The organism is Pseudomonas sp. GL_091, from assembly GCF_057837725.1.
Genome location: NZ_CM174451.1, coordinates 77,739 through 103,146 on the forward strand (window position 1 = coordinate 77,739; position 25,408 = coordinate 103,146).

At 59.5% G+C, this 25,408-nt stretch carries 26 protein-coding genes; 17 read left to right on the forward strand and 9 right to left on the reverse strand.

Annotation, left to right across the window (positions count from 1 at the left end):
• Window positions 1–175 precede the first annotated feature (175 nt).
• The 7 genes from AC3ITY_RS00380 (at window position 176) to AC3ITY_RS00410 (ending at window position 7,449) form a co-directional block, all read left to right on the forward strand.
• Window positions 176–466, forward strand: coding sequence for a c-type cytochrome (locus AC3ITY_RS00380; RefSeq protein WP_223455051.1), 291 nt, complete (start codon window positions 176–178; stop codon window positions 464–466).
• Window positions 467–511: 45 nt separating this feature from the next.
• Window positions 512–1,141 (forward strand): c-type cytochrome, encoded by a 630-nt coding sequence (locus tag AC3ITY_RS00385; RefSeq protein ID WP_489307031.1) that lies wholly within the window; start codon window positions 512–514, stop codon window positions 1,139–1,141.
• Window positions 1,142–1,341: 200 nt separating this feature from the next.
• Window positions 1,342–1,983: a thiol:disulfide interchange protein DsbA/DsbL gene (locus AC3ITY_RS00390; protein ID WP_489307033.1), complete on the forward strand. Its 642-nt coding sequence runs from the start codon at window positions 1,342–1,344 to the stop codon at window positions 1,981–1,983.
• 14 nt (window positions 1,984–1,997) lie between these two features.
• On the forward strand, window positions 1,998–2,876 hold the full coding sequence (locus AC3ITY_RS00395) for an endonuclease/exonuclease/phosphatase family protein (protein WP_489307035.1): 879 nt from the start codon (window positions 1,998–2,000) through the stop codon (window positions 2,874–2,876).
• Window positions 2,873–4,888, forward strand: coding sequence for a GGDEF domain-containing protein (locus AC3ITY_RS00400; protein WP_489307037.1), 2,016 nt, complete (start codon window positions 2,873–2,875; stop codon window positions 4,886–4,888). The genes AC3ITY_RS00395 and AC3ITY_RS00400 overlap by 4 nt, the downstream gene beginning before the upstream one ends.
• 91 nt (window positions 4,889–4,979) lie before the next feature.
• Window positions 4,980–5,759, forward strand: coding sequence for an N-acetylmuramoyl-L-alanine amidase (locus AC3ITY_RS00405; RefSeq protein WP_223455043.1), 780 nt, complete (start codon window positions 4,980–4,982; stop codon window positions 5,757–5,759).
• A gap of 76 nt (window positions 5,760–5,835) precedes the next feature.
• Window positions 5,836–7,449: an EAL domain-containing protein gene (locus AC3ITY_RS00410; protein ID WP_489307039.1), complete on the forward strand. Its 1,614-nt coding sequence runs from the start codon at window positions 5,836–5,838 to the stop codon at window positions 7,447–7,449.
• 7 nt (window positions 7,450–7,456) lie between these two features.
• On the opposite strand, the gene AC3ITY_RS00415 is transcribed toward AC3ITY_RS00410, so the two are convergent.
• Both AC3ITY_RS00415 and algB read right to left on the reverse strand, forming a co-directional pair.
• Window positions 7,457–9,247 (reverse strand): KinB sensor domain-containing domain, encoded by a 1,791-nt coding sequence (locus AC3ITY_RS00415; RefSeq protein WP_223455039.1) that lies wholly within the window; start codon window positions 9,245–9,247, stop codon window positions 7,457–7,459.
• 10 nt (window positions 9,248–9,257) lie between these two features.
• A complete protein-coding gene (gene algB / locus AC3ITY_RS00420) occupies window positions 9,258–10,604 on the reverse strand; it encodes a sigma-54-dependent response regulator transcription factor AlgB (RefSeq protein WP_489307041.1) in 1,347 nt (448 codons plus the stop codon).
• Window positions 10,605–11,042: 438 nt separating this feature from the next.
• Between algB and AC3ITY_RS00425 the strand changes: the two genes are divergently transcribed.
• The 4 genes from AC3ITY_RS00425 to AC3ITY_RS00440 all read left to right on the forward strand — a co-directional run bounded on the left by AC3ITY_RS00425 (window position 11,043) and on the right by AC3ITY_RS00440 (window position 15,109).
• On the forward strand, window positions 11,043–11,330 hold the full coding sequence (locus tag AC3ITY_RS00425) for a hypothetical protein (RefSeq protein WP_489307042.1): 288 nt from the start codon (window positions 11,043–11,045) through the stop codon (window positions 11,328–11,330).
• Between the two features lie 71 nt (window positions 11,331–11,401).
• On the forward strand, window positions 11,402–11,566 hold the full coding sequence (locus AC3ITY_RS00430) for a DUF1328 domain-containing protein (RefSeq protein ID WP_008002172.1): 165 nt from the start codon (window positions 11,402–11,404) through the stop codon (window positions 11,564–11,566).
• An 843-nt stretch (window positions 11,567–12,409) separates the two neighbouring features.
• Window positions 12,410–13,741, forward strand: a complete 1,332-nt coding sequence (gene gltP / locus AC3ITY_RS00435) for a glutamate/aspartate:proton symporter GltP (RefSeq protein ID WP_489307043.1) — start codon at window positions 12,410–12,412, stop codon at window positions 13,739–13,741.
• A 138-nt stretch (window positions 13,742–13,879) separates the two neighbouring features.
• Complete coding sequence (locus AC3ITY_RS00440) at window positions 13,880–15,109, forward strand: nucleoside recognition domain-containing protein (RefSeq protein ID WP_489307044.1); 1,230 nt, start codon at window positions 13,880–13,882, stop codon at window positions 15,107–15,109.
• Here the strand turns inward: AC3ITY_RS00440 and AC3ITY_RS00445 are convergent.
• A complete protein-coding gene (locus AC3ITY_RS00445; RefSeq protein WP_489307046.1) occupies window positions 15,091–16,188 on the reverse strand; it encodes an aminopeptidase in 1,098 nt (365 codons plus the stop codon). The two genes, AC3ITY_RS00440 and AC3ITY_RS00445, sit on opposite strands and share 19 nt — an antisense overlap.
• A 59-nt stretch (window positions 16,189–16,247) precedes the next feature.
• Between AC3ITY_RS00445 and AC3ITY_RS00450 the strand changes: the two genes are divergently transcribed.
• Window positions 16,248–16,670, forward strand: coding sequence for a PA0061/PA0062 family lipoprotein (locus AC3ITY_RS00450; RefSeq protein WP_489307047.1), 423 nt, complete (start codon window positions 16,248–16,250; stop codon window positions 16,668–16,670).
• A 41-nt stretch (window positions 16,671–16,711) separates the two neighbouring features.
• The gene (locus AC3ITY_RS00455) at window positions 16,712–17,134 is read left to right on the forward strand and encodes a PA0061/PA0062 family lipoprotein (protein ID WP_223455027.1); all 423 of its coding nucleotides are present in this window, start codon (window positions 16,712–16,714) and stop codon (window positions 17,132–17,134) included.
• Window positions 17,135–17,138: 4 nt separating this feature from the next.
• Here AC3ITY_RS00455 and AC3ITY_RS00460 read toward each other — a convergent pair whose 3' ends face one another.
• Window positions 17,139–17,372, reverse strand: a complete 234-nt coding sequence (locus tag AC3ITY_RS00460; RefSeq protein ID WP_218431423.1) for a DUF1161 domain-containing protein — start codon at window positions 17,370–17,372, stop codon at window positions 17,139–17,141.
• 391 nt (window positions 17,373–17,763) lie between these two features.
• On the opposite strand from AC3ITY_RS00460, the gene AC3ITY_RS00465 reads away from it, so the two are divergent.
• On the forward strand, window positions 17,764–18,765 hold the full coding sequence (locus tag AC3ITY_RS00465) for an LLM class flavin-dependent oxidoreductase (RefSeq protein WP_489307048.1): 1,002 nt from the start codon (window positions 17,764–17,766) through the stop codon (window positions 18,763–18,765).
• Between the two features lie 68 nt (window positions 18,766–18,833).
• On the opposite strand, the gene AC3ITY_RS00470 is transcribed toward AC3ITY_RS00465, so the two are convergent.
• The gene (locus AC3ITY_RS00470; RefSeq protein ID WP_008045869.1) at window positions 18,834–19,055 is read right to left on the reverse strand and encodes a DUF1161 domain-containing protein; all 222 of its coding nucleotides are present in this window, start codon (window positions 19,053–19,055) and stop codon (window positions 18,834–18,836) included.
• A gap of 121 nt (window positions 19,056–19,176) precedes the next feature.
• Window positions 19,177–19,392 (reverse strand): dodecin, encoded by a 216-nt coding sequence (locus AC3ITY_RS00475; protein WP_008002152.1) that lies wholly within the window; start codon window positions 19,390–19,392, stop codon window positions 19,177–19,179.
• A 157-nt stretch (window positions 19,393–19,549) separates the two neighbouring features.
• Here AC3ITY_RS00475 and AC3ITY_RS00480 point away from each other — a divergent pair, with 157 nt between their 5' ends.
• Window positions 19,550–19,873 (forward strand): ElaB/YgaM/YqjD family protein, encoded by a 324-nt coding sequence (locus AC3ITY_RS00480; RefSeq protein WP_489307049.1) that lies wholly within the window; start codon window positions 19,550–19,552, stop codon window positions 19,871–19,873.
• Here the strand turns inward: AC3ITY_RS00480 and AC3ITY_RS00485 are convergent.
• On the reverse strand, window positions 19,870–20,763 hold the full coding sequence (locus tag AC3ITY_RS00485; RefSeq protein ID WP_489307050.1) for a LysR family transcriptional regulator: 894 nt from the start codon (window positions 20,761–20,763) through the stop codon (window positions 19,870–19,872). The genes AC3ITY_RS00480 and AC3ITY_RS00485 overlap by 4 nt on opposite strands.
• 124 nt (window positions 20,764–20,887) lie before the next feature.
• On the opposite strand from AC3ITY_RS00485, the gene trpB reads away from it, so the two are divergent.
• A complete protein-coding gene (gene trpB / locus AC3ITY_RS00490) occupies window positions 20,888–22,108 on the forward strand; it encodes a tryptophan synthase subunit beta (protein ID WP_489307051.1) in 1,221 nt (406 codons plus the stop codon).
• Window positions 22,108–22,920 carry a tryptophan synthase subunit alpha gene (gene trpA, locus AC3ITY_RS00495; protein WP_090452353.1) on the forward strand — a complete coding sequence of 271 codons (813 nt, stop codon included), beginning with the start codon at window positions 22,108–22,110 and terminating at the stop codon, window positions 22,918–22,920. The genes trpB and trpA overlap by 1 nt, the downstream gene beginning before the upstream one ends.
• Window positions 22,921–23,119: 199 nt before the next feature.
• On the opposite strand, the gene AC3ITY_RS00500 is transcribed toward trpA, so the two are convergent.
• Together AC3ITY_RS00500 and AC3ITY_RS00505 are read right to left on the reverse strand one after the other, a co-directional pair.
• A complete protein-coding gene (locus tag AC3ITY_RS00500; RefSeq protein WP_489307052.1) occupies window positions 23,120–25,081 on the reverse strand; it encodes a DUF7844 domain-containing protein in 1,962 nt (653 codons plus the stop codon).
• Window positions 25,078–25,398, reverse strand: a complete 321-nt coding sequence (locus tag AC3ITY_RS00505; RefSeq protein WP_008002141.1) for a DUF2388 domain-containing protein — start codon at window positions 25,396–25,398, stop codon at window positions 25,078–25,080. The genes AC3ITY_RS00500 and AC3ITY_RS00505 overlap by 4 nt, the downstream gene beginning before the upstream one ends.
• Window positions 25,399–25,408 lie beyond the last annotated feature (10 nt).

A 25,408-nucleotide genomic window follows, 5' to 3' on the forward strand; every position in this document is an offset into this window, starting at 1 on the left:
GCGGCGCCAGGAATGGGCGCGGCAAGCAGTGTCGCTTCCGTTTCAGTGACGCCAGTATATAATGCCGCAGATTTTGTGTGCGCTTTGTCCCAGCGTAGGATGAAGTTCACGAGAGCGACAGACCTTGATTGCGCACTAGAACGCAGCTCGCTCTCAACCCTGAAAAGGTCGTTTTATGACGAAATGGCTGCTAGCTGCCGGTGTCTTGATGCCGCTTTACAGCGCTCAGGCTACACAGGATCCGGAAGCTGTGTACAACCGTGTTTGTGGTGCCTGTCATTCCGGCCAACTTCCCATGGCGCCGAAAAAGGGCGATCAGGAAGCTTGGACGCCGAGGTTGGCGAAAGGTATGGAGACGCTGGTGCAACACGTGACCCAGGGTTTCAAGGCGATGCCGCCGCGTGGTTTGTGCATGGACTGCAGTGCCGAGGATTACCAAGCCACCATCCTTTGGATGAGCGAGTAAGCCCGGTCCATAACTCTTAACCCTTAGCCGTAGTTGGATTAGCTGATGAAGAAATTGATCGTGAGTCTGCTGTTGACCGTGGGCATCTCCGGCATGGCCCATGCTGCAGGTGAGGCAGTACAACCGGGTGATGCAAAAGCCGGCCAGGCCAAAGCCGCCGTATGTGGCGCCTGCCACGGCCCGGATGGCAACAGCATGGCGCCAAACTTTCCGAAACTGGCGGGTCAGGGTGAACGCTACCTGACCAAGCAATTGCACGACATCAAGTCGGGCAAGCGCACCGTTCTGGAAATGACCGGTCTGCTGACCAACCTGAGCGATCAGGATCTGGCGGACATCGCCGCCTACTTCGCCAGCCAGAAAGGCAGCGTCGGTGCCGCTGACCCGAAAGTCGTAGCTCGCGGTGAAGCCCTGTTCCGTGGCGGTGACCTGGCCAAGGGTATGCCAGCCTGCACCGGGTGCCATTCGCCAAATGGCGCGGGCAACGTCCCCGCCGGTTTCCCGCACCTGGGAGGCCAGCACGCTCAGTACATCGCCAAGCAACTGACCGATTTCCGCAAGGAAGAAGGCGGCCGCAACAACGATGGCGATACCAAACCCATGCAGACCATTGCCAAAAAGCTGAGCGACGAAGACATCGCCGCGGTGTCCAGCTACATTCAAGGCTTGCACTAAGGTCGGCGGATCGGGCGTTGAACGGGGTGCTTATCGCCTGCAACGTTAACGCTCGATTAATCCGTCACAGCAAGTATAAAAAGGGTGGCCTTGGCCGCCCTTTTTTGTGGCCGCTGCCGCTACACTACAGAACTCAAGTCCGCCAGGATCTGTCTGATAACAAGTCGCGCGAGGCGATAAAATTTGTCCAGGAGTAAAGCATGCGTAATCTGATCATCAGCGCCGTTTTTGCCGCTGCCAGCCTGTTCGGCATGACTGCCCAGGCCGCTGACGCCCCCGCCGCACCTTATGTCGAGCTGAGCAATCCGGTTCCGGTCGCCGTGCCTGGCAAGATCGAAGTGGTAGAGCTGTTCTGGTACGGCTGCCCGCATTGCTACGCCTTCGAGCCAGTGATCAATCCGTGGGTCGAGAAGCTGCCTTCGGACGTGAACTTCGTGCGCATTCCAGCCATGTTCGGCGGCCCGTGGGACGCACACGGTCAGATGTTCCTGACCCTTGAAGCCATGGGTGTCGAGCACAACGTTCACGCCGCGGTGTTCAACGCGATTCAGAAAGAACACAAGAAACTGACCGACAAGGATGACATGGCCGACTTCCTCGCTACCCAAGGCGTGGACAAGGACAAGTTCCTCGCGACTTTCGACTCTTTCGCTATCAAAGGTCAGATCGTCAAGGCTCGTGAGCTGGCCAAGAAGTATGAGATCTCCGGCGTTCCAACCATGATCGTCAACGGCAAGTATCGCTTTGACGTGGGTTCTGCCGGCGGTGCCGAACAGGCCCTGCAACTGGCCGAAAAACTGATCGACAAAGAGCGAGCGGCTAACAAGGCTGCCGCCAACTAAGGGCAGTCACTGCCATGCGCCGATGGGGTACTGAACGCATCGTTGGCCTGCATGATCCGCGGGTCAACGAGCATCATCTGGAGTCCACGGGCCTGCCCGCAGACAGTCGTCTGCGCTTGCTCAGTTTCAATATCCAGGTCGGCATCAGTACCGAGCGCTATCGGCATTACCTGACCCGGGGCTGGCAGCATCTTCTGCCGCACACCGGGCGTGCCGACAATCTGCAGAAAATCGGCAATCTGCTGGGTGACTTCGATCTGGTCGCCTTGCAAGAGGCCGATGGCGGCAGCCTGCGATCAGGCTACGTCAATCAGGTCGAACACCTGGCCCAGCTCGGTGCCTTTCCCTACTGGTATCAACAACTCAATCGCAATCTCGGTCGCCTGGCCCAGCACAGCAATGGCGTGCTCAGCCGGTTGCGTCCGTGGGCAATTGAGGATCATCCGTTGCCGGGGCCAAAGGGTCGCGGAGCCATTCTGGTACGGTTCGGCGAAGGCCCGGAAGCGCTGGTGGTGGTCATGATGCACCTGGCGTTGGGCGCCCGGGCGCGCAGCCTGCAACTGGCCTACATCCGCGAGTTGATTGGCGACTACAAGCATCAGGTACTGATGGGCGACATGAACACCCATGCCAGCGACCTGCTGCAACATTCCCCGTTGCGCGATCTCGGCCTGCTCGCGCCGCAACTGGAAGCGACGTTTCCCAGCTGGCGCCCACAGCGCTGCCTGGACCATATCCTGCTGAGCCCGAGCCTGACCCTGGAAAAGGTCGAGGTGCTGGCACAGCCCATTTCCGATCACCTGCCGGTCGCGGTAGAGATTCGTTTGCCGGGTTCGCTCACGGCCGATGCATTGCCCGCGTTGAGTCCTGCCCTTCGCGGAACCCATGAATGAGCGACGAAGCACAGCGCTGGAAAGAGAAATACCTCAAAAGCATCGAACAACAGGAAAAGCTCGAACGTCGCTGGGATGCGCGACTCGACTTGCTGCGTCGCGGGCTGGTGCGCAGCACCCTGGCGGCGGAAGGTACTGACCGCGCCGTTGACCAATGCATGAAGGAAATGCGTGAGGTCGTGCGTACCGACGACATGGATGCCGGCCTGGCCGCGCTGATTCCACGCCTGGAAAAAGCCGTGCTCGACTCCGAACAGCGTCGGGAAACCCGGGTCAACCAGACCAGTGCCGCCCTGACTGCGCTGGTCACTCAACTGCAAACATTGCCACTACCACGGGATGTGAGTCGGCCACTCAAGAGTTTCGCCAAGCAACTGGATGCGCGGGTCAGTCAGGCACGTGAGATACCCTTGCTGCTCAGCGAGCTGAGTGGCTTGCAGGGCAAGGCCCTGAGCCAGCTGGAGACCCCGGCGGAGACCGGCCGGCCGGGCTTGCTGCAGCGGTTGTTCGGCGGTCGTGAAACGGAGGAGACGGTGGCATCAGCGGCTACTTCTCCTGCCCTGGCCTCAGCCTCGCTGTCGTTAACAGCGCCAACTGCCTCTTTTGCCGAGAACCCTGCGGCGATTATCGAGTCGGCCCCGGCCGTGATTGAGTCGGCAACTTTCGAGGTATCCGCTGCTGAGCGACTTGAAGACGCCTGCGCGCCGACCGAGCCAGCCGTGGCTGCGCCTGCGGAGCCTCAACCAGCCAGTGCTACCGCGGCAGAAATCGAATCGGCCGAGCAACCGACCCCGGAAACCATCGCGATGCCTCCTGAGTCGGAAACAAACCCCGACGAGCTGACCGCGCAAGTATCGCCCGATAGCTTGCCCTTACCTCCGATTCCGACGCAGAACGTGGCCGCCGTCGATCAGGCGCTATCCGAACACGACATTCTCTATGCACTCCCGGATTCCCCCGAGCCCTCCTACAGCTCGGTGGCCAGTCACATCGAAGACACGCTGCTGGGGCTGCTCGACGACCTGACATTGCCCGAGCGTCATCGCCCGCAAGCCGAATCCATGCGCGATCGTCTGAAAAACGGTCTGAACTGGTACGAATTGCTGCCGATTCTCGACGACTTCGCCACGTTGATGCTGGCCATTACCGACAGCGGCCAGCATGAGTTCGAAGCCTATCTGCAGCGACTGAACGAGCGCCTCGAATCGTTCCAGAGCAACTTGCAGGCCGCCACCGCAGGACATGCTGACAACCGTTCGGCCGCGCGGCAGATGGACACGCAGATCCGCGAACAGGTCGATGGCCTGCAAAGCAGCATGCAGGAAGCCGCGGACCTGGAAGATCTCAAGCACGTTCTGGAAAACCATCTCGAAGGCTTGCTGGGCACCATGGACCAGCACCAGAAACAGCGCGATGAGCGCGAGCAAGAGGTCGCTGCGCGCCTGCACAGCCTGGCCGAGCGGGTAGCCCATATGGAACAGGAGGCCCAGGGTTACCGCGAGCACCTTGAAGAGCAACGACAGAAGGCATTGGTCGACCCGTTGACCGGGCTGCCCAACCGCGCGGCCTGGAGTGAGCGCCTGGATCTCGAAGTCACACAATGGCAGCAACATGGCAACACGCTGCTGCTGGCCATGCTCGACCTCGATCATTTCAAGCGCATCAACGATAACTACGGGCACCTGGCCGGTGACAAAGTGCTGAAGATCATCGCCAGCGTGTTGCGCAAGCGGCTGCGCGGGACGGATTTCATTGCCCGGTTTGGCGGCGAAGAGTTTGTGCTGTTAATGCCATCCACCGTGCCCGCGGCGGGGCTGAAGTTGCTGGAAAGCTTGCGTGCCGCCATTGAGGCATGTCCGTTCCACTTCAAGGGAGAGCCGGTGACCATCACCGTGTCTATCGGGATGACGGCGTTCAGGCCGGGTGAGCACGGCGATCAAGTGCTTAAAAGAGCCGATCAGGCGCTGTATCGCGCAAAAAATGCCGGCCGCAACCGCGTGGAGCCGGGCTGATCGTCAATTGTTCCATTTTGTTTGATTGCCGTCAGCCCGCCAGGCATTACGTTACACTGTTGCATTATTGTCTTGTGTGTACTGCCTTCCCATGAAATATTTTGCTCTGATCGCGTCACTGATTCTGCTGGCCGGCTGCGCCAGCGGTCCCCGTTTCGACACCAGCCACCCTTCGGCCAATTACGACAGCCGCGTGCAATTTGTGGTGGTGCATTACACCAATGCCTCGCTGGAGCGTTCGTTGCAATTGCTTACCCGCGGCGAAGTCAGCAGCCATTACCTGATCGGCGACGACAAGGGCGCCACCATCTACAAGCTGATGGACGAAAATGTGCGGGCCTGGCATGCCGGGGAGAGCGAGTGGAATGGCCGGACCTGGCTGAATTCCAGTTCCATCGGTATCGAAATCGTCAACCCGGGCTTCAAGGACACCCCGACCGGGCGCGTGTGGTACCCCTACAGCGAAGATCAGGTTCAGTCCTTGATCGTATTGCTCAAGGACATCAGCAAGCGTCACGGCATAAAGCCTCGCGACATCATCGGCCATAGCGATATTGCACCCTTGCGCAAGCTGGACCCGGGGCCGCTGTTCCCTTGGAAGCGTCTGGCCGCCGAAGGCTTGGGCCTCTGGCCGAATGAACAGGCGGTGGCGCGCCAGCAAATGCTGTTCGCCGAACAGTTGCCGAGCATCAGTTGGTTTCAGGCGCAATTGGCCCGTCTGGGTTATGCCTCGCCACAAACCGGCGAGCTCGATGTCGCGACACGACATGTGATAGCGGCATTTCAGATGCATTTCCGTCCGGCGCGCTTCGATGGCACTCCGGATGCGCAAACTGCCGCGCTACTTTTGGTGTTGAATCAGACAAAATAATGACGCCCGCCCGACGGTCAGGGCTTTTTTCCAATCAGCAGCTATAACTCATTGGTAATCCTTCGGATATTACACAATGATCGCTGCTCGAGAGACCTTCCGTAGTTGGTTCCATCGCCCCTGGTTCCTGGGGCTGATGTCTACTGTCTTGAGCACAACGTTATTGATGGCCGGCAGCCTGTTCGTCGCCATACACCAGGTCGAGCAAAACGAAAGCGAAGAAATGAATGCTCAGGGTGAACGTTTTCTCGCCCGCCTGGAACAGCTCTTCGGGCAACTGCGTGAAAGCCTTGACGACCTTGAAGCGCAACCGTTGCGCGGTTGCGATGCTGAAATGATCGCAACCTTGCAACAGGTTTCGTTCAATTATCGCTTCGTCTACGAAGCCGCCTACATGGACTCCTCGCGAATCTGCTCCAATCGCCCTCGCCAGGAAGGGCTGTCGCTGAGTCGATCGCCAGACATCAAGGGCCCGACTTACAGCTATTGGCTCAACACCACCACCGAACCCGATGAAAACCGCGCCGCGCTGATGCTCGGGCGCGGGAATTTCCGGGTGGCGACCTCTCGCGGGCATTTGACCGATATGGTCGACCTGTCGCCGGGCAGCAGCCTGCTGGTAGTCCTGGACCATGGCGCGCGCGCGATTCCGGTACTCGGCGCTTCTCAGGTCTGGCCGCCGGCCGAGGCCTGGCCACCGAGAAACCGTGATGCGCTGCAGATCACCCAGGCACGCCTGATATACCGCATGCCCACCGACAACCCGGAATATCAATTGGTGTTGATCAGCCCACGCACCGGCATGCATATCCCGGCGGTCTGGTGGTGGTTGCTGCCGGCCAGCCTCGCGCTGGGCATATGCGTTGGGTTCCTGGTGTTTCTGCTGGTGCGCCAGCGGCAGTCACTGGACGCCGAACTGACCGGCGCGATTCGTCGTGGCGAGTTGCAGGTGCTGTATCAACCGATCTTCGACCTCGATAGCCGCAACTGTGTCGGGGCTGAAGCACTGCTGCGCTGGCGCAGGCCGGACGGCACCCTGACCAGTCCCGACCTGTTCATTCCGATGGCGGAGAACACCGGGCAGATTCGCCAGATGACGGACTTCGTCCTGCAACGCCTGCTCGAGCAACTCGGCCAGTTGCTGCGTGCCAACCCGCAACTGTACATCTCGGTCAATCTCGCGGCGTGTGATGTGATGGTTCCGCGGATCGGCCAGGTGATGGCGCGGTTGCTGACCCTGCACCGCGTCGCTGCGCAGCAAATTGCCTTTGAGGTCACCGAGCGGGGGCTGGTCGATGTGGTGGTGGCCCGGGAAAACCTGCAAGCGCTGCGGGATGTCGGGCACCAGGTGTTGATCGATGACTTTGGCACCGGCTATTGCAGTCTCGCCTATTTGCAAACCCTGCCGGTCGATTGCCTGAAAATCGACAAGGCGTTCATTGATGCGCTGGGCCATGACGCCGCCAGCAGCGGTGTGGCTCCGCACATCATTCACATGGCCCAGTCGCTGCATCTGAAGGTGATTGCCGAGGGCATCGAACATGAGGCCCAGGCCGAGTTCCTGTGCAGTGAAGGCGTGAAGTTCGGCCAGGGCTGGCTGTTCGCCCGCGCGTTGAGCGCAGTGCAGTTCACTGAATTGATTACCCGGGGGCGGCGTCGGGCAGGCCGGCGCCTGGATGACGAAGCGTGAGGGCGACCTAAACGGTCAGCGCCATGTAGAACTGAGTACCCTGCCCTGGCCGTGAATAAACGCCCATCCGCCCGCCATGCAATTGCACGATTTCCTTGCACAGCGCCAGGCCGAGCCCGGCCCCACCCTTCTTGCGTCCGACTTGCACGAACGGCTCGAAGATCCGCCCTTGCTGACCGTAGGCAATACCTTCGCCGTTGTCCTCGACACTGATGATGACCCGGTCACCATGGCGTCGGGCCTGCAAGCGTATCCGCCCGCCGGAGCCGGTGTGACGCAAGGCGTTGTCGAGCAAGTTGTCGAGTACCCGCTCCAGTTGTGGCTGGTCGGCCTGTAACCGCGGCAAAGGTCCCTGCACTTCCACCAGCAGATTGATTTCCTTCTCTTCGGCCGATGTGGCAAAGCGTGACTGAGCCTGTTCCAGCAATGCCTCGATGGAACACGGCGCCAGGGTGAGTTTCTGCAAACCGTTCTGGTAACGGGAGAAATTCAACAGATCATTGATCAACTGCATCAGCCGCTGCATCTCTTCATTCACCGTGTCCAGCAAATCAGCCTCCCGGGAGTCCGGGGCAAAGTGCGCGCGCTCACGGAACAATCCGAAGGCCATGTGCATGCCGGTGACCGGTGTGCGCAATTCATGGGAGGCGCGCAATACGAACTCGCTGCGTACCCGTTCGAAGGCACGCTGTTCCGTGACGTCATGCAGCACCATCACGGCACCGAGAATATGGCCCTGGGTATGGCTGACTGGGGTCAGGCTATAGGTCAGCAGTCGCGACTCGCCGTCGACTTCGACACTCAAGTCTTCCGGCGCCCGTTCCAGCGTGCCGCCGCGCAGCACCAGTTGCAGTTGCTCATCGAGTTCGGGGCGCTCCAGCGCCGTACCCAATCTTTGACCCAGACGATCGGACTCCCAGCCCAACTGACGCTGGGCCACGGGATTAAGGTGTTCCAGATGACCCTGACGGTCGATCATCAGCAGTCCGTCGTCGATGCTGTCGAGCACGGCCTGCAAACGCTGCTGACCGGCCAGCAGCTCATCGACATTGGTGGCCTGATGTTCACGCAGCGCTTGGGCCATGATCCCGAAACGCCGGGTCAGCTGGTTGAGTTCCACCGCCGAAGAGATCGGCAGGGTGACATCGAAATTGCCCTGGCCGATATTGTCCGCCGCCTTGGCCAGCGCCTCGATGGGCTCCCCAAAACGCCGGGCGATGGCCTGCGCGGTCACGAAGCCGATGATCAGCACCGCCAGCCCCACCAAGCCAAGCAATCCGGCAATCAGCAGTGCCCGTTCCCGGGCCTTGCGCTCGGTATCGCTGATGTTATCCAGCGCGCGCTTGTGCTCGGCGATCAGACCATTGCGTAGCGCGTTGAATTTTTCCGTCAGGTTGTCGTGGCTGCTAAGCACATTCGACGGGTCCGGGGACGTTTCATAAGCCTGGATAAAGCTCTCGTAGTCGGCTTTGGCTTTTCTGAAGCCGTAGTCGCTTGCGGTTTCTGCCGGCTCCTGGGCGATGCCTTCCTCCAGCAGTTCGAAGTAATGCTGCTTCGAGGCGGCGAAAGCGGCGGAGTCAGGCTTCTCGCTGAGCATGATGATCAGTTGATCACCCAGGGTCTGACGCAGCTTGAGCCCCAGGTCCAGGGTGATGAAGTTACTGCGGATCAGTGCTTCCTGGCTGCCGGCCATCTGCATCACGCTGACCAGCCCGAGCAAGAGTCCGAGCAACGCGACGGTGATCAGTGCGGAGATGCTCAGGAAAAGCCGGGTCCGCAATTTCAGCGCCAGTTTCATCGGCTATTGCTCACAAGTTGTACTGTTTGCGTTTGCGGTACAGCGTTGAGGCGTCGATGCCCAGGGTTTTCGCCGCTTGATCCAGCGTGTCGGAGGTGGCGAGGACTGCGCCGATGTGGGCCTTTTCCAGCTCCTCCAGGCTCAGTGCCGCGCCGATGTGCGGTGCATTGTTGACCGGGGTTTCGGCCATGCCCAGATGACTGATCTCGACCCGCTCCTGTGGACAGATGATGCTCGCCCGCTCGATCACGTTGCGCAGTTCACGGATGTTGCCCGGCCAGCGATAGCTCAGCAGTGCCTCCCGAGCCTCGTCGCTGAAGGCGCGCGCGGGACGGGCGTACTCCTTGACGAAGCGCGCCAGGAAACGATCGGCCAGGTTGAGAATATCTTCGCGGCGTTCGCGTAGCGGTGGCAGGTGCAAGGTGATGACATTCAGGCGATAGAGCAGGTCTTCACGGAAACGACCGTCGCGGACCATATCCTCAAGGTTGAGGTTGGTGGCCGCAAGGATGCGCACATCGGCACGGCGGGTCACCGGATCACCGACGCGCTCATATTCCTTGTCCTGAATAAAACGCAGCAACTTCGGCTGCAACATCAGGGGAAAGTCGCCGATCTCGTCGAGAAACAGCGTTCCGCCGTCAGCCTGGTTGACTCGCCCCAGGGTGCTTTCGCTGGCACCGGTGAAGGCGCCGCGACTGTGGCCGAAGAGTTCGCTCTCCATGAGCTCGGTGGTCAGCGACGGGCAGTTGATCGTGACGCAGGATTTCTTCGCGCGTTTGCTCCAGCCGTGAATGGCTTGAGACAGTTCGCCCTTGCCGGTACCGGATTCGCCCAGAATCAGGATATTGGCATCGGTCGTGGCAACCTGGCGGGCGGTTTCGAGTACCACTTTCATGGCTGGGCTGTGGGAGTCCAGACCATCCTTGGGCTTGCGCACTTCACCTTCCAGGGCTTCCAGTCGCGCCGACAGTTGCCGCACTTCCAGCTGCTTGGCGGTTGCCAGCCGCAATTGATCGGGGCTGCACGGTTTGACCAGATAGTCGGCGGCGCCGGCCTGAATCGCATCTACCGCGGTGTCGACGGCTGAGTGCGCAGTGACGATCACCACCCGCATCCAGGGCGCCTGGATACGCATCTGGGCCAGCACATCGAGGCCGTTGTCTTCACCCAGACGCAAATCGAGGAAGCACAGGTCGAAGACCTGGCGCTGCAACAGGGCTTCTGCCTGCGCGGCGCTGGTGGCGGTGGCCACGCTGTAGCCTTCGTCTTCGAGGCAATAACGGAAAGTACGCAGGATAGCGGACTCATCATCCACCAGCAGAATGCGGCCTTGATGCTCAGTGGCTGATTCCATTTTCCTGCGCTCCTTAATGACTGATCTTTATTTAGTCCCGGAGAAATCGGGCAAGTTGCATGATTGATTCTGAGCCATTCCTGTCATGGCAGGGTAGCTCTCATCCGATGTATCGGTTAGCCAACTGATTTTGCGGGTCTCTTAATAGATGCCCGGTTTCTGACAGCGACCAGCGTGAATTTCTGACATCCGCGCCCTCCTCTCAATTCAAAAAATTTACGTCTTCCTTCAAACGAATCGTGCAATACGCACGACTGCATCAGTGGCATCGTGCAGGATGCGCGCGAAGTGATTTTTTTGATGATCATAAGATATTGATATTAAAGGTAATTAATTCGATTCAAAGCTGGCATGCGCTCTGCAATTGTCTGGTTGACCAGGGCATTCAAAAACAAACGCCCGCTATCGAATACCGACCCGAGTGGTAGGAGTTCCAGGATGAATCGTCAACGTGTCGCCCACCGGCATCTCTCGCCTGTGCATATCCAGCAAGGCCTGTTTGCTGTTCTGGCGCTGTTGATCACCCTGATCGGCAGTCAGCAGTTTCTGCGCTGGGAGCAGAGCCGGCAGCCGGAAGCGCCATGCCTGTCGATTCCGCATTCGACCCAAACCCATTTCAGCGCTGTCAGCAGCGGTCAGGCCGATAGCACCCCGATGCGCATGATGGATGTCGACCAGGCCGGGCCTGTGGGTGAGATGCGTCATCAAGAGCGTTGGGTGTTCTAGGCAAAACTTCCGCCGCACCCCATGCGCCGGGAAACGCAGCACCTCTAAACACAAGCGTAAGGAGAATCACCATGTTGAGCTGGGCAATCACATTCCTGATCATCGCCATCATCGCCGCTGTATTGGGCTTCGGTGGTATCGCGGGCACCGCCACGGGTATCGCCAAGATTCTGTTTGTCGTGTTCCTGGTGATGTTCGTTGCCTCCTTCTTCTTTGGCCGTCGCGGTCGAGGCTGACATGAGAGGGTTGTTCAAGAAACTGGCAGCCGCCCTGCTGTTGGGCGGTAGTGCCATGGCATGCGGGCTGGCGTTTCCCCGACATGCCTGACCTGCGCATGCAGGGCTTGTTGATAGGGCATTTGAATTTGTACACGAAGGAGGCCACAGCGCCTCTTTCCACCTGCGCCACCTGAGGAAGGCCGGCGCATGACCAAGGGGTCGGGACGTTATGCCTGTTTCAGGGGCACAGTGACCTACGGGTACAGGGAGTACCTGCGCAAGGGCCGGGTCAGGAAAAGCTGCTGCGCAAGTTCGTCGGACCGCCATGGCTCGACGGGCTTGCGAAGGGCTTGATCATGCAACACATTGAAATAGAGAGCTCGCCCCGGTTTCATCACTGTTTTCTCGTCCTTGTCCTTGTTGCGTCGGAAAATACTTTTCCCGGTGTTTCACCAGCGACCGTATATCGAGAAAAATCACCTTTCTTTGGCCACGATTTTTCGCTTCGTCCGGCGGGATTTTGCTGAAAAATCAACCCTCGGCCACTGCTCAAAAAACATTCAATCTGCTCTGTGATGGCCGGTTCACGGCACTTATGCCTGCCGAAATGTCGTATTCGAACCGGTTGGGACGCGCGTTTCGCTAAAGAAACCTCATGCCGATTCGGCATAGGGTAGGCGTTTACGGCATTAGACGGCGCTCCCTTGCATCGGAATAGTTGCGCCTTTTTTCGCCTGCCAGAGAGCCGTAAACACGCGTTCCGGGGCACCTTATACGGGGGGCAGATGCACTGGACTTTTTCGCCATAAGCGTTCCAGTTCGCGCATCTCCCTGAGTCAAACAACAAGTAAGGGTAAAGATATGAAGAAGGCAAAGCTTAGCCTCGCCTGGCAGATCCTCATCGGTCTGGTATTGGGGATTGCAATCGGTGCGCTGCTCAACCATTTCAGTGCCGAAAAAGCCTGGTGGATCAGCAACGTCCTGCAACCAGCAGGCGATATCTTTATCCGTCTGATCAAGATGATTGTGATCCCGATCGTCATCTCCTCTTTGATCGTCGGCATTGCCGGTGTCGGTGACGCCAAGAAGCTGGGGCGCATCGGCTTCAAGACCATCATCTACTTCGAAATCGTCACCACCATCGCCATCGTGGTCGGTCTGCTGCTGGCCAACCTGTTCCATCCGGGTGCCGGCATCGACATGAGCACCCTGGGCACGGTGGACATTTCCAAGTACCAGGCCACGGCGGCCGAGGTTCAGCATGAACACGCGTTCATCGAAACCATCCTCAACCTGATCCCGTCGAACATCTTTGCGGCCATGGTTCGCGGCGAAATGCTGCCGATCATCTTCTTCTCTGTATTGTTCGGTCTCGGTTTGTCGAGCCTGCAGGCGGACCTGCGCGAGCCGCTGGTGAAGATGTTCCAGGGCGTATCGGAAAGCATGTTCAAGGTCACTCACATGATCATGAACTACGCCCCGATCGGCGTGTTCGCACTGATCGCGGTGACTGTGGCCAACTTCGGCTTCGCGTCGCTGATACCGCTGGCCAAACTGGTGATCCTGGTTTACTTCGCCATCGCCTTCTTCGCATTCGTGATCCTGGGCCTGATCGCTCGCCTGTTCGGCTTCTCGGTGATCAAGCTGATGCGCATCTTCAAGGATGAGCTGGTACTGGCCTACTCCACCGCCAGCTCCGAAACCGTGCTGCCGCGCGTGATCGAGAAGATGGAAGCCTACGGCGCGCCGAAAGCCATTTGCAGCTTCGTGGTGCCGACCGGTTACTCGTTCAACCTCGACGGTTCGACCCTGTACCAAAGCATCGCGGCAATCTTTATTGCCCAGCTGTATGGCATCGACCTGTCGATCAGCCAGCAACTGCTGCTGGTACTGACCTTGATGGTCACCTCCAAAGGCATCGCCGGCGTACCGGGCGTGTCCTTCGTGGTACTGCTGGCTACCCTGGGCAGCGTCGGTATTCCGCTGGAAGGCCTGGCGTTCATTGCTGGCGTCGACCGCGTCATGGATATGGCCCGTACCGCACTGAACGTGATCGGCAACGCACTGGCTGTTCTGGTTATCGCTCGTTGGGAAGGCATGTACGACGACGCCAAAGGCCAGCGCTACTGGAACTCCCTGCCGCACTGGCGCAGCAAGGAAAAACTGCCGGTGGGTGAAATTTCCAAGAGCTGATGCAATGCCCCTTGTGGGAGCAGGCTCGCTCCCACAATGGTCCGCGAACATCGCCCAGACAAACCCCGGAGAAATCCGGGGTTTGTCGTTTCTGGCCACCCCGCTATCATTCGCGGATCTTTTGGGGGGATTTGACTGATGCTCAATGGCCTGTGGCTTGGCTTCTTCATCGTGGCTGCCGTATCGGCGCTGGCCCAGTGGCTGATTGGAGGCAACGCCGGGATATTTGCGGCGATGGTGGAAAGCATTTTTGCCATGGCCAAGCTGTCGGTCGAAGTCATGGTGCTGCTGTTTGGCACTCTCACTCTCTGGCTGGGTTTTTTGCGCATTGCCGAGAAGGCCGGGATCGTCGAATGGCTGGCCAAGGCCCTGGGGCCACTGTTCTTGCGCCTGATGCCTGAAGTCCCGCCGGGTCATCCGGCCATCGGCCTGATCACCCTCAACTTCGCCGCCAATGGCCTGGGGCTGGACAACGCCGCCACGCCGATCGGCCTCAAGGCCATGAAAGCGCTGCAAGAACTCAATCCCAGCGCTACCGTCGCCAGCAACGCCCAGATCCTGTTCCTGGTGCTCAACGCCTCATCGCTGACCCTGCTGCCGGTGACGATCTTCATGTATCGCGCCCAGCAAGGCGCGCCTGACCCGACGCTGGTGTTCCTGCCGATCCTGCTGGCGACCAGTTGCTCGACCATTGTCGGCTTCCTGTCGGTGGCGTTCATGCAGCGTCTGCGCATCTGGGACCCGGTGGTGCTGGCCTACCTGATCCCCGGCGCCCTCGCCCTCGGTGGTTTCATGGTGTTGCTGGCGACCCTTTCGGCGACTGCGCTGGCCGGTCTTTCGTCGATCCTCGGCAACGTGACGCTGTTTGGCCTGATCATGCTGTTTTTACTGATCGGCGCGCTGCGCAAAGTGAAGGTCTACGAGGCCTTCGTTGAAGGAGCCAAAGAGGGTTTCGACGTCGCCAAGAACCTGTTGCCCTACCTGGTGGCGATGCTCTGCGCGGTGGGTGTTCTGCGGGCATCCGGGGCGCTGGACTTTGGTCTGGATGGCATTCGCCATCTGGTGGAATGGGCCGGCTGGGACACGCGCTTCGTCGATGCGCTGCCGACGGCGATGGTCAAACCCTTCTCGGGTAGCGCCGCGCGGGCAATGCTGATCGAAACCATGAAGACCTCGGGCGTGGACAGCTTCCCGGCGCTGGTGGCGGCAACGGTCCAGGGCAGTACCGAAACGACGTTCTATGTGCTGGCGGTGTACTTCGGCGCCGTGGGCATCCAGCGCGCACGACATGCAGTCGGTTGTGCATTGCTGGCGGAGCTTGCCGGGGTGCTGGGCGCGATCGGGGTTTGCTACTGGTTCTTTGGTTGATCGGCCCCGCCAGCCAATGCTTTCAGCGCGGCCTTGCGCTCGTCCGTCGGCAAGGCGCCGAGCTTTTCCACGGCAGCGTAAAACTTGAGCCAGTCGCCATCCTCCTGATGGAACAGCGTGGCAAATGCCGGAACCCATTGGTCGTACAAACCAAACGGCAATAGCCGGGCATTATTCATGGGGGCATAGATCCAGGCATCGTAGCGTTTGTCTGCGGCCCACTGACTGTCGCGCAATTGCCGGTATTCGCTGCGCAAGCGCTCGAACTCGGCAGCCTTTTGCTGGCGCATTTGTTCGGTTGGCAACGGCAAGGTGTAGAGTTTTTCCAGTCGGGTGCGGGTCTTGAGCACCAACGCAGTGAACTGGTCGCGCTGACGCGCCTGCGCATTGTTATCCGGTGGCAGGAGGCGATAGGCGCGCCATTGGCGAGTACCTTCCTGCTCGACGAAGGTGGCGAAGGATTCGTTGAACTCCGTGTCGTCCTTCACATAGAAACGCTGATGGGCCAGCTCGTGAAAGATCAGCGTGGCCAGTCGCTCATCCCCCCAGCCCATCATCGAACTGATGATCGGGTCGTTGAACCAGCCGAGTGTCGAATAGGCTTCGACACCGCCAATCGACACGTCCATGCCCTGCAAGCGTTGCAAAGCTGCTTCGCCGCGGGCTGCGCTCTGGCTGTAGTAACCGCGATAGGCCACGCAACCGGCGATGGGGAAGCAGTGGTTTACGGGTTTTAGGGAAAATTCCGGCGTGGCGAAGACATTCCAGACGACGAAGGGGCGCCCAATGTCCGCGTACAAGCGGTAACTCTGGTTATCCGGCAGGTGCAATTGCTGGCTGGCGAACGTTCGGGCCTTTTGCGATTGCTCCAGGTGTGTACGCAGTTTTTGATCGCGCGCCGGGTCGGCAACCACGCTGGAAACAGGCTCCCTCGCCCGCAGCAACTGCAGTTGGCCGCTGGCCAGTTGGTTGTAATAGCTGATGCTGGCGCAACCGTTGAGCAACAAAAACAACACACCTGGAAACAAAACGCGAAAAACGCGATCAAGTAACCCAAGGCTAGGAAGCGGCCTGATCACAATAATTCTTCCTTGGAGAGTCTTTCCGCAAGACTATCCCGCCTGACTGGAGCTCCGCTATGCGCATGTTGATACTGACAGGAGGCCTGCTGATGCTGGCCGGCTGTGCTTTTTTCGGACTACCCCGCCCTGATCCTGCGCAAGCCTGGATCGACCTGGACTCGAAGCAAGAAGATACGAAGCTGCAAGCGCTGGAGGTCGATGACAAGGCCACCGACGATAAACGCTATTTCCAGGTCCAGCCTGGTAGCCATGAGCTGACGGTCCGCTACCAATTCTCGGTCCAGCCCACCAACATCGGCCCTGACGCCGAGCCGTTGTGGCGCGATTGCCAGTTGAATGTGAAATTCAACGACTTCAACGCGGGCGAGCGTTATCGGCTTCAGGCGGGGAACATCGGCTTTCGGCCTTGGGCGAAACTCTACGATCAACAGCGAAAAGTGATTGGCCAAGGCACGCCTGCGGGCTGTCAACACTCCTGATCGGCGTTATGCTGAATGCATAACCCCTTGGGACATTCATCATGTACAGGTTGATGCTGTTGCTGGCTGCCAGCGTTGTCGCTGGCTGTCAGAGCCCGATGCCGACGGCTAATCCAAAGATGGCCTGGGTCGAATTTTCCACGCCCTTCCCTAACGATAAATTGCTGATGGCCGAGCGTCTGGATAAACAGCGCTTGGCCGACGGGCGTTATTTTGAGGTTATGCCCGGCAGCCATGAACTGATCGTCCGCTTCGACTTCGAAGTACCTGGTGGCGGGGGCTTGAACATGATGGGCGGCCCTTCTGAACGCATATGTTACTTGACCATCAACTTCGATCATTTCGAAGCCGGCCAACGTTATGTGCTTGAAGGCCGCTCGATTGCCTTCATTCCTGAAGCCAGGCTATACAACGCCAAGCGGGAGATCGTTGCAGAAGATCGGGAGTCTTACTGCTTGATGTGAGGTGTCAGCGGTCGTTCTTCTGGTAGATGATTTTTTTGGTGCCGTTTTCGCACGAGCCAACGACCATGTTCTGGTCATGGACCTCGTCGTTGGTGACGATTTCAAGCGTGTAGGCGGTGACGCCACTGGCCTGGATTTTGGCTTCGATCTCGGCCTTGAGTTCTTCGCAGGGTTTCGGCGCTGCGAGGGCTGAAGTGGTCAGTGCGCAACAGATAACCGCCAGGGCAAAACGTTTCATGTTTGAAGCTCCTTTGAAGCAGCACGCACAGTCATGGGTTTTCGCTGCTGTCATTTATTCGACCACAGTTTTAGCGCGCAAGTCTGTCGCGACGCAAAAAAGATCGCAGTCTTGAACACCTTCTACCGAATGATCCCGGCATTTTGCTCAAGGCTGCGATCTTTTGTTTTCAACGAAAATCTAGCCGACCAGTGTGGCCTCCAGGCTGATCTTCGCATTCAGCACTTTGGACACCGGGCAGCCCTGTCCGATCAATCCGCTTTTTTCGCGGGATTTTTTACCGGGCTATTGAAACTCGGGTATATGCCCACATTGCATGAACACGCTTTTGGATTCGGCAGGTTTGCGTTCGCAAGAACAAACCTGCGCCCTCAATTGGAGAAGCAGGTTTATGAAACGACTGTCCGATATCAAGTTCTCGACCCTCGATCTGGTGCCGGTGCGCGAGAACGGCAGCGCGGCCCAGTCGCTGCGCAACTCGCTGGACCTGGCGCAGCACGTCGAGAAATTCGGTTACAACCGCTTCTGGGTGGCTGAGCACCACAACATGGATGGCATCGCCAGTTCCGCGACTTCGGTGCTGCTCGGTTATCTGGCTGGTGGTACGTCGACCATTCGAGTCGGCTCGGGCGGGGTGATGTTGCCCAACCACGCACCGTTGGTGATCGCCGAACAGTTCGGCACCCTGGAAAGCCTTTATCCGGGCCGGATCGATCTGGGCCTGGGTCGCGCCCCCGGTTCCGACCAGATGACCGCACGTGCGCTGCGCCGCGAACGCTCCGGCAGCGCCGACGATTTCCCGGAAGATGTGGCGGAACTGGTGCGCTACCTCGGGCCACGTACACCGGACCAACGCATCATCGCCATGCCGGGAACCGGGACCAATGTGCCGGTCTGGTTGTTGGGGTCGAGCCTGTTCAGCGCACAGCTGGCGGGTGAACGCGGTTTGCCCTACGCCTTCGCATCGCATTTCGCACCGCGCTACATGCATGAAGCGATTCGGGTCTACCGCAATCACTTCAAGCCGTCAGCCGTTTTGGACAAACCCTATGTGATGCTCGGTGTGCCTTTGGTGGCAGCCGATACCGACGAGCAGGCCGAGTACCTGGCCACTTCTGTGTTCCAGCGGATTCTCGCCCTGATGCGTGGCCAAAGCCTGGTGCAGCGTCCGCCGGTGAAGACCATGGACGGCCTGTGGCTGCCCCATGAGAAAGAGGCCGTGCACGATTTCCTTGGCCTGGCCATGGTCGGTAGCCCGCAGAAAATCCGCGCCAAACTCGAAGTCCTGATCGAACAGACCCAGGCTGACGAGCTGATTTTCACCTGTGACCTGTACGAACATTCCGATCGCGTGCATTCCTACGAGTTGCTGGCGCAGGTCATGCGAGGCTGATACTCAAAATGCAGGCATGAAAAAGCCGACGCCTTGGCGTCGGCTTTTTCATTCAAGTGGGAATCGGTCTACTTTTTATAGACGATCACTTTGGCGCCCGCCTCGCATTTACCGACAACTTTCCCGCCGGCAGCGGCACCTTTATCGACAATCTCCAGCGAATAACCGGAAACGCCCTTGGCATCAAGTTTCGCTGCGATTTCGGCTTTCAGCTCTTCGCATGGCTTGCCGCCCGCCAATGCGCTCCCCGCAAGGCTCAACAAACCTACCGCCAACATAAACTTCTTCATCAGTTGCATTCCCTGGTCGGATCATAGGGGTAACCAGCCGTCAGCCGGACGCACTCATGGAGTGCTTTGCCATTCCCTATGGCATTCGGCCGGCGTGCAAGTTCAGAAGACTAGCCCAAAGTCAGCTGCTGGCAATCCGGAACCCGACTTTCAAGGTCACCTGAAAGTGCGCAGCCTTGCCGTCCCTGATGTGCCCACGGGTCTCGGTCACTTCAAACCATTCCATGTACTTGATGCTTTTGCTGGCTTCGGCCAGCGCGTTGTTGATCGCATCTTCGATACTGCTGGTGGACGAGCCAACCAGCTCGACTTTCTTGTAGGTGTGATGGTCAGACATGGCGTTCTCCTCGGCGTGTGAATTACAGCCTAGCAGTGATTTTTCCTATTTCTTCTGTTGGCCGTTCTGAGGGTGAAGTTCGTATTTTCTGCACTTTCTTGAGCCCATGAAGTCCCAACCAACACACGCCACTCATCACCAATGCAGGAGAGCCACCATGGCCAACACCTCGTTACGCAAAGCCTCATTGCAAAGCATGGAAGCCGAGATCGAGAGTCTGCTCAAGTCTTTGGAAAGCCTGAAGGACGACGCCTCGGACGAGTCGCGTAAAACCCTCAAGACCCTGAAAAGCAACGCCGAGAATGCCTTGAAACACTCGCGCCATCTGCTTGCCGATGCCTATGAAGAGGTCAGGGTCAAAACCCGCGAAACCGGAATCGCCACCCGGGACTACGCACAGGAACACCCCTGGACAACAGCCGGTGTCGCCGTGGGCGCATTGGGCCTGCTGGCCGCGTATCTGTTGTGCAAGCGTGATTAATCCGCCCGACGCAGCTCGTTCTTGAGCCACTGTGCCAGTTGCCGGGCGCGCCCGTCCGCGGCGCGCTTGGGTAGCCACAACGCCAGTTGCGCCGGGGTTTCACTGAAGCCCCAAGGCGCAACCAGGCGGCCGGCCTTCAAGTCCTCCGTCACCAAGGGTTCGGGGGCAATCGCCACGCCCAGACCCGCGACGGCGGCTTCCAGCAAGTAATACAAATGTTCAAATCCCTGACCGTACTTCAGCGCCTTGGGGTCGAGGCCCCGTGGTTGCGCCCAGTTTGGCCAGGCTTGCGGGCGTGAGGTGGTGTGTAGCAAGGGTTCGTTCAGCAGTGCGGTTTCCGACGCCTGCTTGAGCCGTTCATAGCCGGCGAACCGAGGGCTCATGACCGGGCCGATACGTTCGCTGGTCAGCTCAAAAACCTGCATGTCCGCCGGCCAGGGTGGCTCGGCAAATACCAGCAAGGCATCCAGCCCCGGTCTTCGCGGATCCAGATCGCCTTCTCCGGCCGACAGGTGCAGGCGCAAGTCCGGCAGGTCGGCATTGAGCCGCCCCAGTCGCGGGATAAACCAGCGCGCCAGCAGGCTTCCCGAGCAACCGAGCACGAATGGCGCATCGGCTGTGCTTTGTGTGAGTTCGGCGCAAACGCTGCGCAGGCGCTCGAAGGCTTCGCTGCTGGCGTCACGCAGGCGTAACCCGGCATCTGTGAGTTTCAGGCCGCGACCGTCCTTGATGAACAGGCTTACGCCAAGGTGTTCTTCAAGCACCTTGAGTTGCCGGCTGACCGCGCCGTGGGTGACATGCAGCTGTTCGGCCGCCTGGCTGACGCTGTTCAAGCGGGCAGTGGCTTCGAAGGCGCGAAGTGCGTTCAGCGGAGGAAGGTCATGGCTCATTTGATCTGTGAGTTTTCCTGACAGGTTGTGGCGATCTTATCGGTTTTCAGACCGGGGCGTCAGGGGTAGAGTGAAGCCCACTATCTCTTTATGCATCACTTCACGCATTCAACTGGAGCGCCCCATGACCCAGACTAATCTGCGCAACGGCCCTGATGCCAACGGCCTGTTTGGCGCGTTCGGCGGCCGCTACGTTGCCGAAACCCTGATGCCGTTGATCCTCGACCTGGCCCGCGAATATGAGTTGGCCAAGGAAGATCCTGCATTCAAGGAGGAACTGGCCTACTTCCAGCGTGACTATGTCGGACGTCCAAGCCCACTGTACTTCGCCGAGCGTCTGACCGAGTTCTGCGGCGGTGCGAAGATCTACCTCAAGCGCGAAGAGCTGAACCACACCGGCGCGCACAAGATCAACAACTGCATCGGCCAGATCCTGCTGGCGCGGCGCATGGGCAAGAAGCGCATCATCGCCGAGACCGGCGCCGGCATGCACGGTGTGGCCACGGCCACCGTTGCTGCGCGTTTCGGTCTGGATTGCGTGATTTACATGGGCACCACTGACATCGAACGTCAGCAGGCCAACGTGTTCCGCATGAAGCTGCTGGGGGCCGAAGTGATCCCGGTGGTAGCCGGTACCGGCACGCTGAAAGACGCGATGAACGAAGCCCTGCGTGACTGGGTGACCAACGTCGACAGCACCTTCTACCTGATCGGCACCGTGGCCGGTCCGCACCCTTACCCGGCGATGGTTCGCGACTTCCAGGCGGTGATCGGCAAGGAAACCCGCGAACAGCTGCAAGTCCAGGAAGGTCGCCTGCCGGACAGCCTGGTGGCGTGCATCGGCGGTGGTTCCAACGCCATGGGCCTGTTCCACCCGTTCCTCGACGACAAGAGTGTCGAGATCATCGGCGTTGAAGCCGCCGGTTACGGCATCGAGACCGGCAAGCATGCGGCCAGCCTGAATGGCGGCGTTCCAGGCGTCCTGCATGGCAATCGTACTTTCCTGCTGCAGGACGACGATGGCCAGATCATCGACGCCCACTCGATCTCTGCCGGACTCGACTACCCGGGCATCGGCCCGGAACACGCCTGGTTGCATGACATTGGCCGCGTTCAGTACACCTCGGTGACTGACGACGAAGCCCTCGCTGCGTTCCACAAGTGCTGCCGCCTGGAAGGGATCATCCCTGCCCTGGAAAGCGCCCATGCCCTGGCTGAAGTATTCAAGCGCGCACCGACCTTGCCAAAAGATCACCTGATGGTGGTCAACCTGTCCGGTCGTGGCGACAAAGACATGCAGACCGTGATGCACCACATGGAACAATCGAAGCAGGAGAAACACTGATGAGCCGCCTGCAAACGCGTTTTGCCGAACTCAAGGAACAGAACCGCGCCGCCCTGGTGACCTTCGTGACCGCCGGCGACCCGGGCTATGACACCTCCCTGGCCATCCTCAAGGGCTTGCCGGCGGCTGGCGCCGACGTGATTGAACTGGGCATGCCCTTCACCGACCCGATGGCTGACGGCCCGGCAATCCAGCTCGCCAACATCCGTGCGTTGGGTGCCAAACAGAATCTGGCGAAAACCCTGCAAATGGTTCGCGAGTTCCGCCAGGACAACAACGAAACGCCGCTGGTGCTGATGGGGTACTTCAACCCGATTCACATGTACGGCGTACCGCGCTTCATCGCCGAAGCCAAGGAAGCCGGTGTTGACGGCCTGATCGTGGTCGACCTGCCGCCCGAGCATAACGGCGAGCTGTGCGACCCGGCGCAGGCTGCGGGTCTGGACTTCATTCGCCTGACCACGCCAACCACCGACGATGTGCGCCTGCCGACCGTACTCAACGGCAGCTCCGGTTTCGTCTACTACGTCTCGGTGGCCGGTGTGACCGGCGCCGGTGCCGCCACGCTGGAACACGTCGAGGAAGCGGTCGCCCGTCTGCGCCGCCATACCGACCTGCCGATCAGCATCGGTTTCGGTATCCGGACTCCGGAGCAGGCAGCGTCCATCGCGCGTCTGGCCGACGGTGTTGTGGTGGGTTCGGCATTGATCGATCACATCGCCAATGCCACCTCCCCGGAACAAGCCGTGGATGGCGTGCTGAGCCTGTGCTCGGCGTTGGCCGATGGCGTGCGTAAAGCCCGCGTCAGCTGAAGGCAACGTTCCTGATTCAGAGACTGAACAGCAAAAAGGGCTTCAGGACTGCGTTCTGAAGCCCTTTTTGCTGTGTGTGGCTAAACGCTGTAAACCTTGTGGGAGCGAGCTTGCTCCGGGCGGCGATCCGACGATAGCGGCGTGTCAGCCAACATCAATGCTGGATGTGCAGCCCTCCTCGCTCCCATAGGTCGCGGTATCAAGGCAACTCTATCCCGCCTGATGCCTTGTGCAGTTTGCGCAGGTGTTCACCAATCTGCTTCACGTTGGCCTCGTTGGCGGCCATTTCGGCGGCGCGGCTCGGTTCAAGCAGCGCCCTCACCTCCTTGTCCAGATCCCCGGACAGCGCCAGGAGCTGTTTCTGGCGCTGGCTGCTTTCCGCTTCCAGATGCTCCCACTCGCTTGGTTGCGGCAAGCCATAGCCGTTGGTGCCCAGCAGTTCCGCCGGCCGGCTGAGGAAACCACTGTTGGCAAGAATGTCCTTGAGCGTCTCGTTGGCCTTGTCCATGCCGCCATTCTTCAGCTCTCGGGCGCCCAGATAGCGCTGCTTCACTTCATCCTGGGCCAGCAGCAATTGCTGACGGAAACTGGCCTGTTCCAATAGCAGCAACGCCGCACTGGTGCGCAAATCGGCCTGCTCGAACCATTGCCGACGCTCCGCGGCTTTCAATTCGAGCCAGTCTTCGACGGTCTCCTGCTTGATCGGCAAGTGCTTTTTCAGGATCTCGAACATGGCCTGATAGCGCTCGCGAAAGGAGTCGAAACGATAACCCAGGCGCAAGGCTTCCCGCGGGTCGTCCAGCACACTGGTGTTCGCCAGTCCGCGGCCTTTCAGCACTTCCAGCAAACCGTTGGGCATGATGTTGTCGAGTCCCACCAATTGCGGGTTATTGGTGCCGCCACGCAGTAATTTCAGCTCTTCCACCGCGCAGTTGTTCGATAGGAAGAAGTAGTTGCCGTCGTAGCTCCAGTGCATCTCGGCGGCACGTCCGACCACGTCTTCAATCTCTCTGCGCGACAGGTTCAGGGGCACGGAGGCCAGGCTGCGCAGTTCGGTCTTGGTGTATTCGTCGATGACCTGGGACAGCGGCAGGATAAACAGCCGCGACGGGTACTTACCAACCAGGCCATCCCAGCTCGACAGCTGTACGTCGCCGACGAAGGCGCGGTACGACAGCACCAGATGCTGGTCCAGATCCAATCGGCAATCCGGTCCGCGTGGTCGGCCCGGCGCGCAGATCACCAAGCGCAACATGCTGTGGCCCCAGCGGCTGAACAGGTTCTGGTTGGCCTCGGCCAGCAGATAGTCAACGGCATAGACCCGCTCCGGATCGACCTGGCCCAAAGGTGTCTTGGCGAAGTCGTTGCCGGCATTGAGGAATGCGAAGGTCTTGCTGCAGGTATCTTTGGCGGCGGGCGCCCAGCCGAAATGTTCCTTGTAGTAGCGGTACAGCGCGGGGCGGCGGCAGGCGTAGCTCGGGTCGAGGAGGAAATACTCTATGTTGACCGCGACGAACTCCTTCGCACTGCTGGTCTCGTAGATGTCCGGGCTGCGGGCAATCTGGCGATTGTGCTGTTCGCGTTCACCGCGACGGCCTACGTATTGCTGCCAGCCGGCGAGGTCGAGCAAGCGCGGATCGTCACTGAGGGTAAAACGCCGATCGGACTGGCCCCGACATTGGTCGGGAATGCCAACCAGCCCTGAGCTGTTGTTGCGCTGGGTACAGCGCTGAATCAGCTTGCGTTCGGCATCCGGCCACAGGCGCGAGCGATCGTAGATGTGAGTCAGCTCGTGCAACACCGTGGCCAGCATTTCCCGGCGTACGGTGCCATGGGGGCGATGGGTTTTTTTGGTCGCAGCGCTGCCATCGGTGAGGCCGGCCAGCAGGTTGCGGTTCAAATCGAGTTCTGACACCTGTGATGCCTGACCGTAGGCGTTGCTCGGCATGTCATTGGTCCAGCCGACGTCGATGTGTCGATCGAGTTGCTCGATAAAGCGTGGCGGCAGTGCCTGCATGGCTTCATCGAGCAACGCCTGGCTGGCTTGCTGTTGCGCGGGAGTCAGACCTTCGGTCTTGAGCTGTAATTGAAGGCTTGCGTGGGCCGTGTTGCCGAGCAGCAACAGGGCCCCGGCCAGTAGCCAGGCGCCTGGACGCTTCACAGTGCGAGGATGGCTTCGGCGAGATCCTGGTCACTGGCGTCACGGGCTTCCGGTACGCGAGTGCGCAGCAAATCGAAGGCGGACTCCAGGTGAGCGCCGCGAATGTCGCCATTGCTGGCAACGAAACTGGCGGCGTCGTCCTGGGCTTCGCGAACGATTTTCGAATCGCGGATGGACGTGGTGGTATCGGAGGTGAAATCGAGGGTGCGCTGGGTAGCACGAATCAGCATATTACTGGTGGCAACCAGAGTATGTGCCTGGGCCACATCGGCCAACAGCAGTAGGCCTAAGGTGGCAGCAATCAGCGGGTTACGCATGGAACGACTC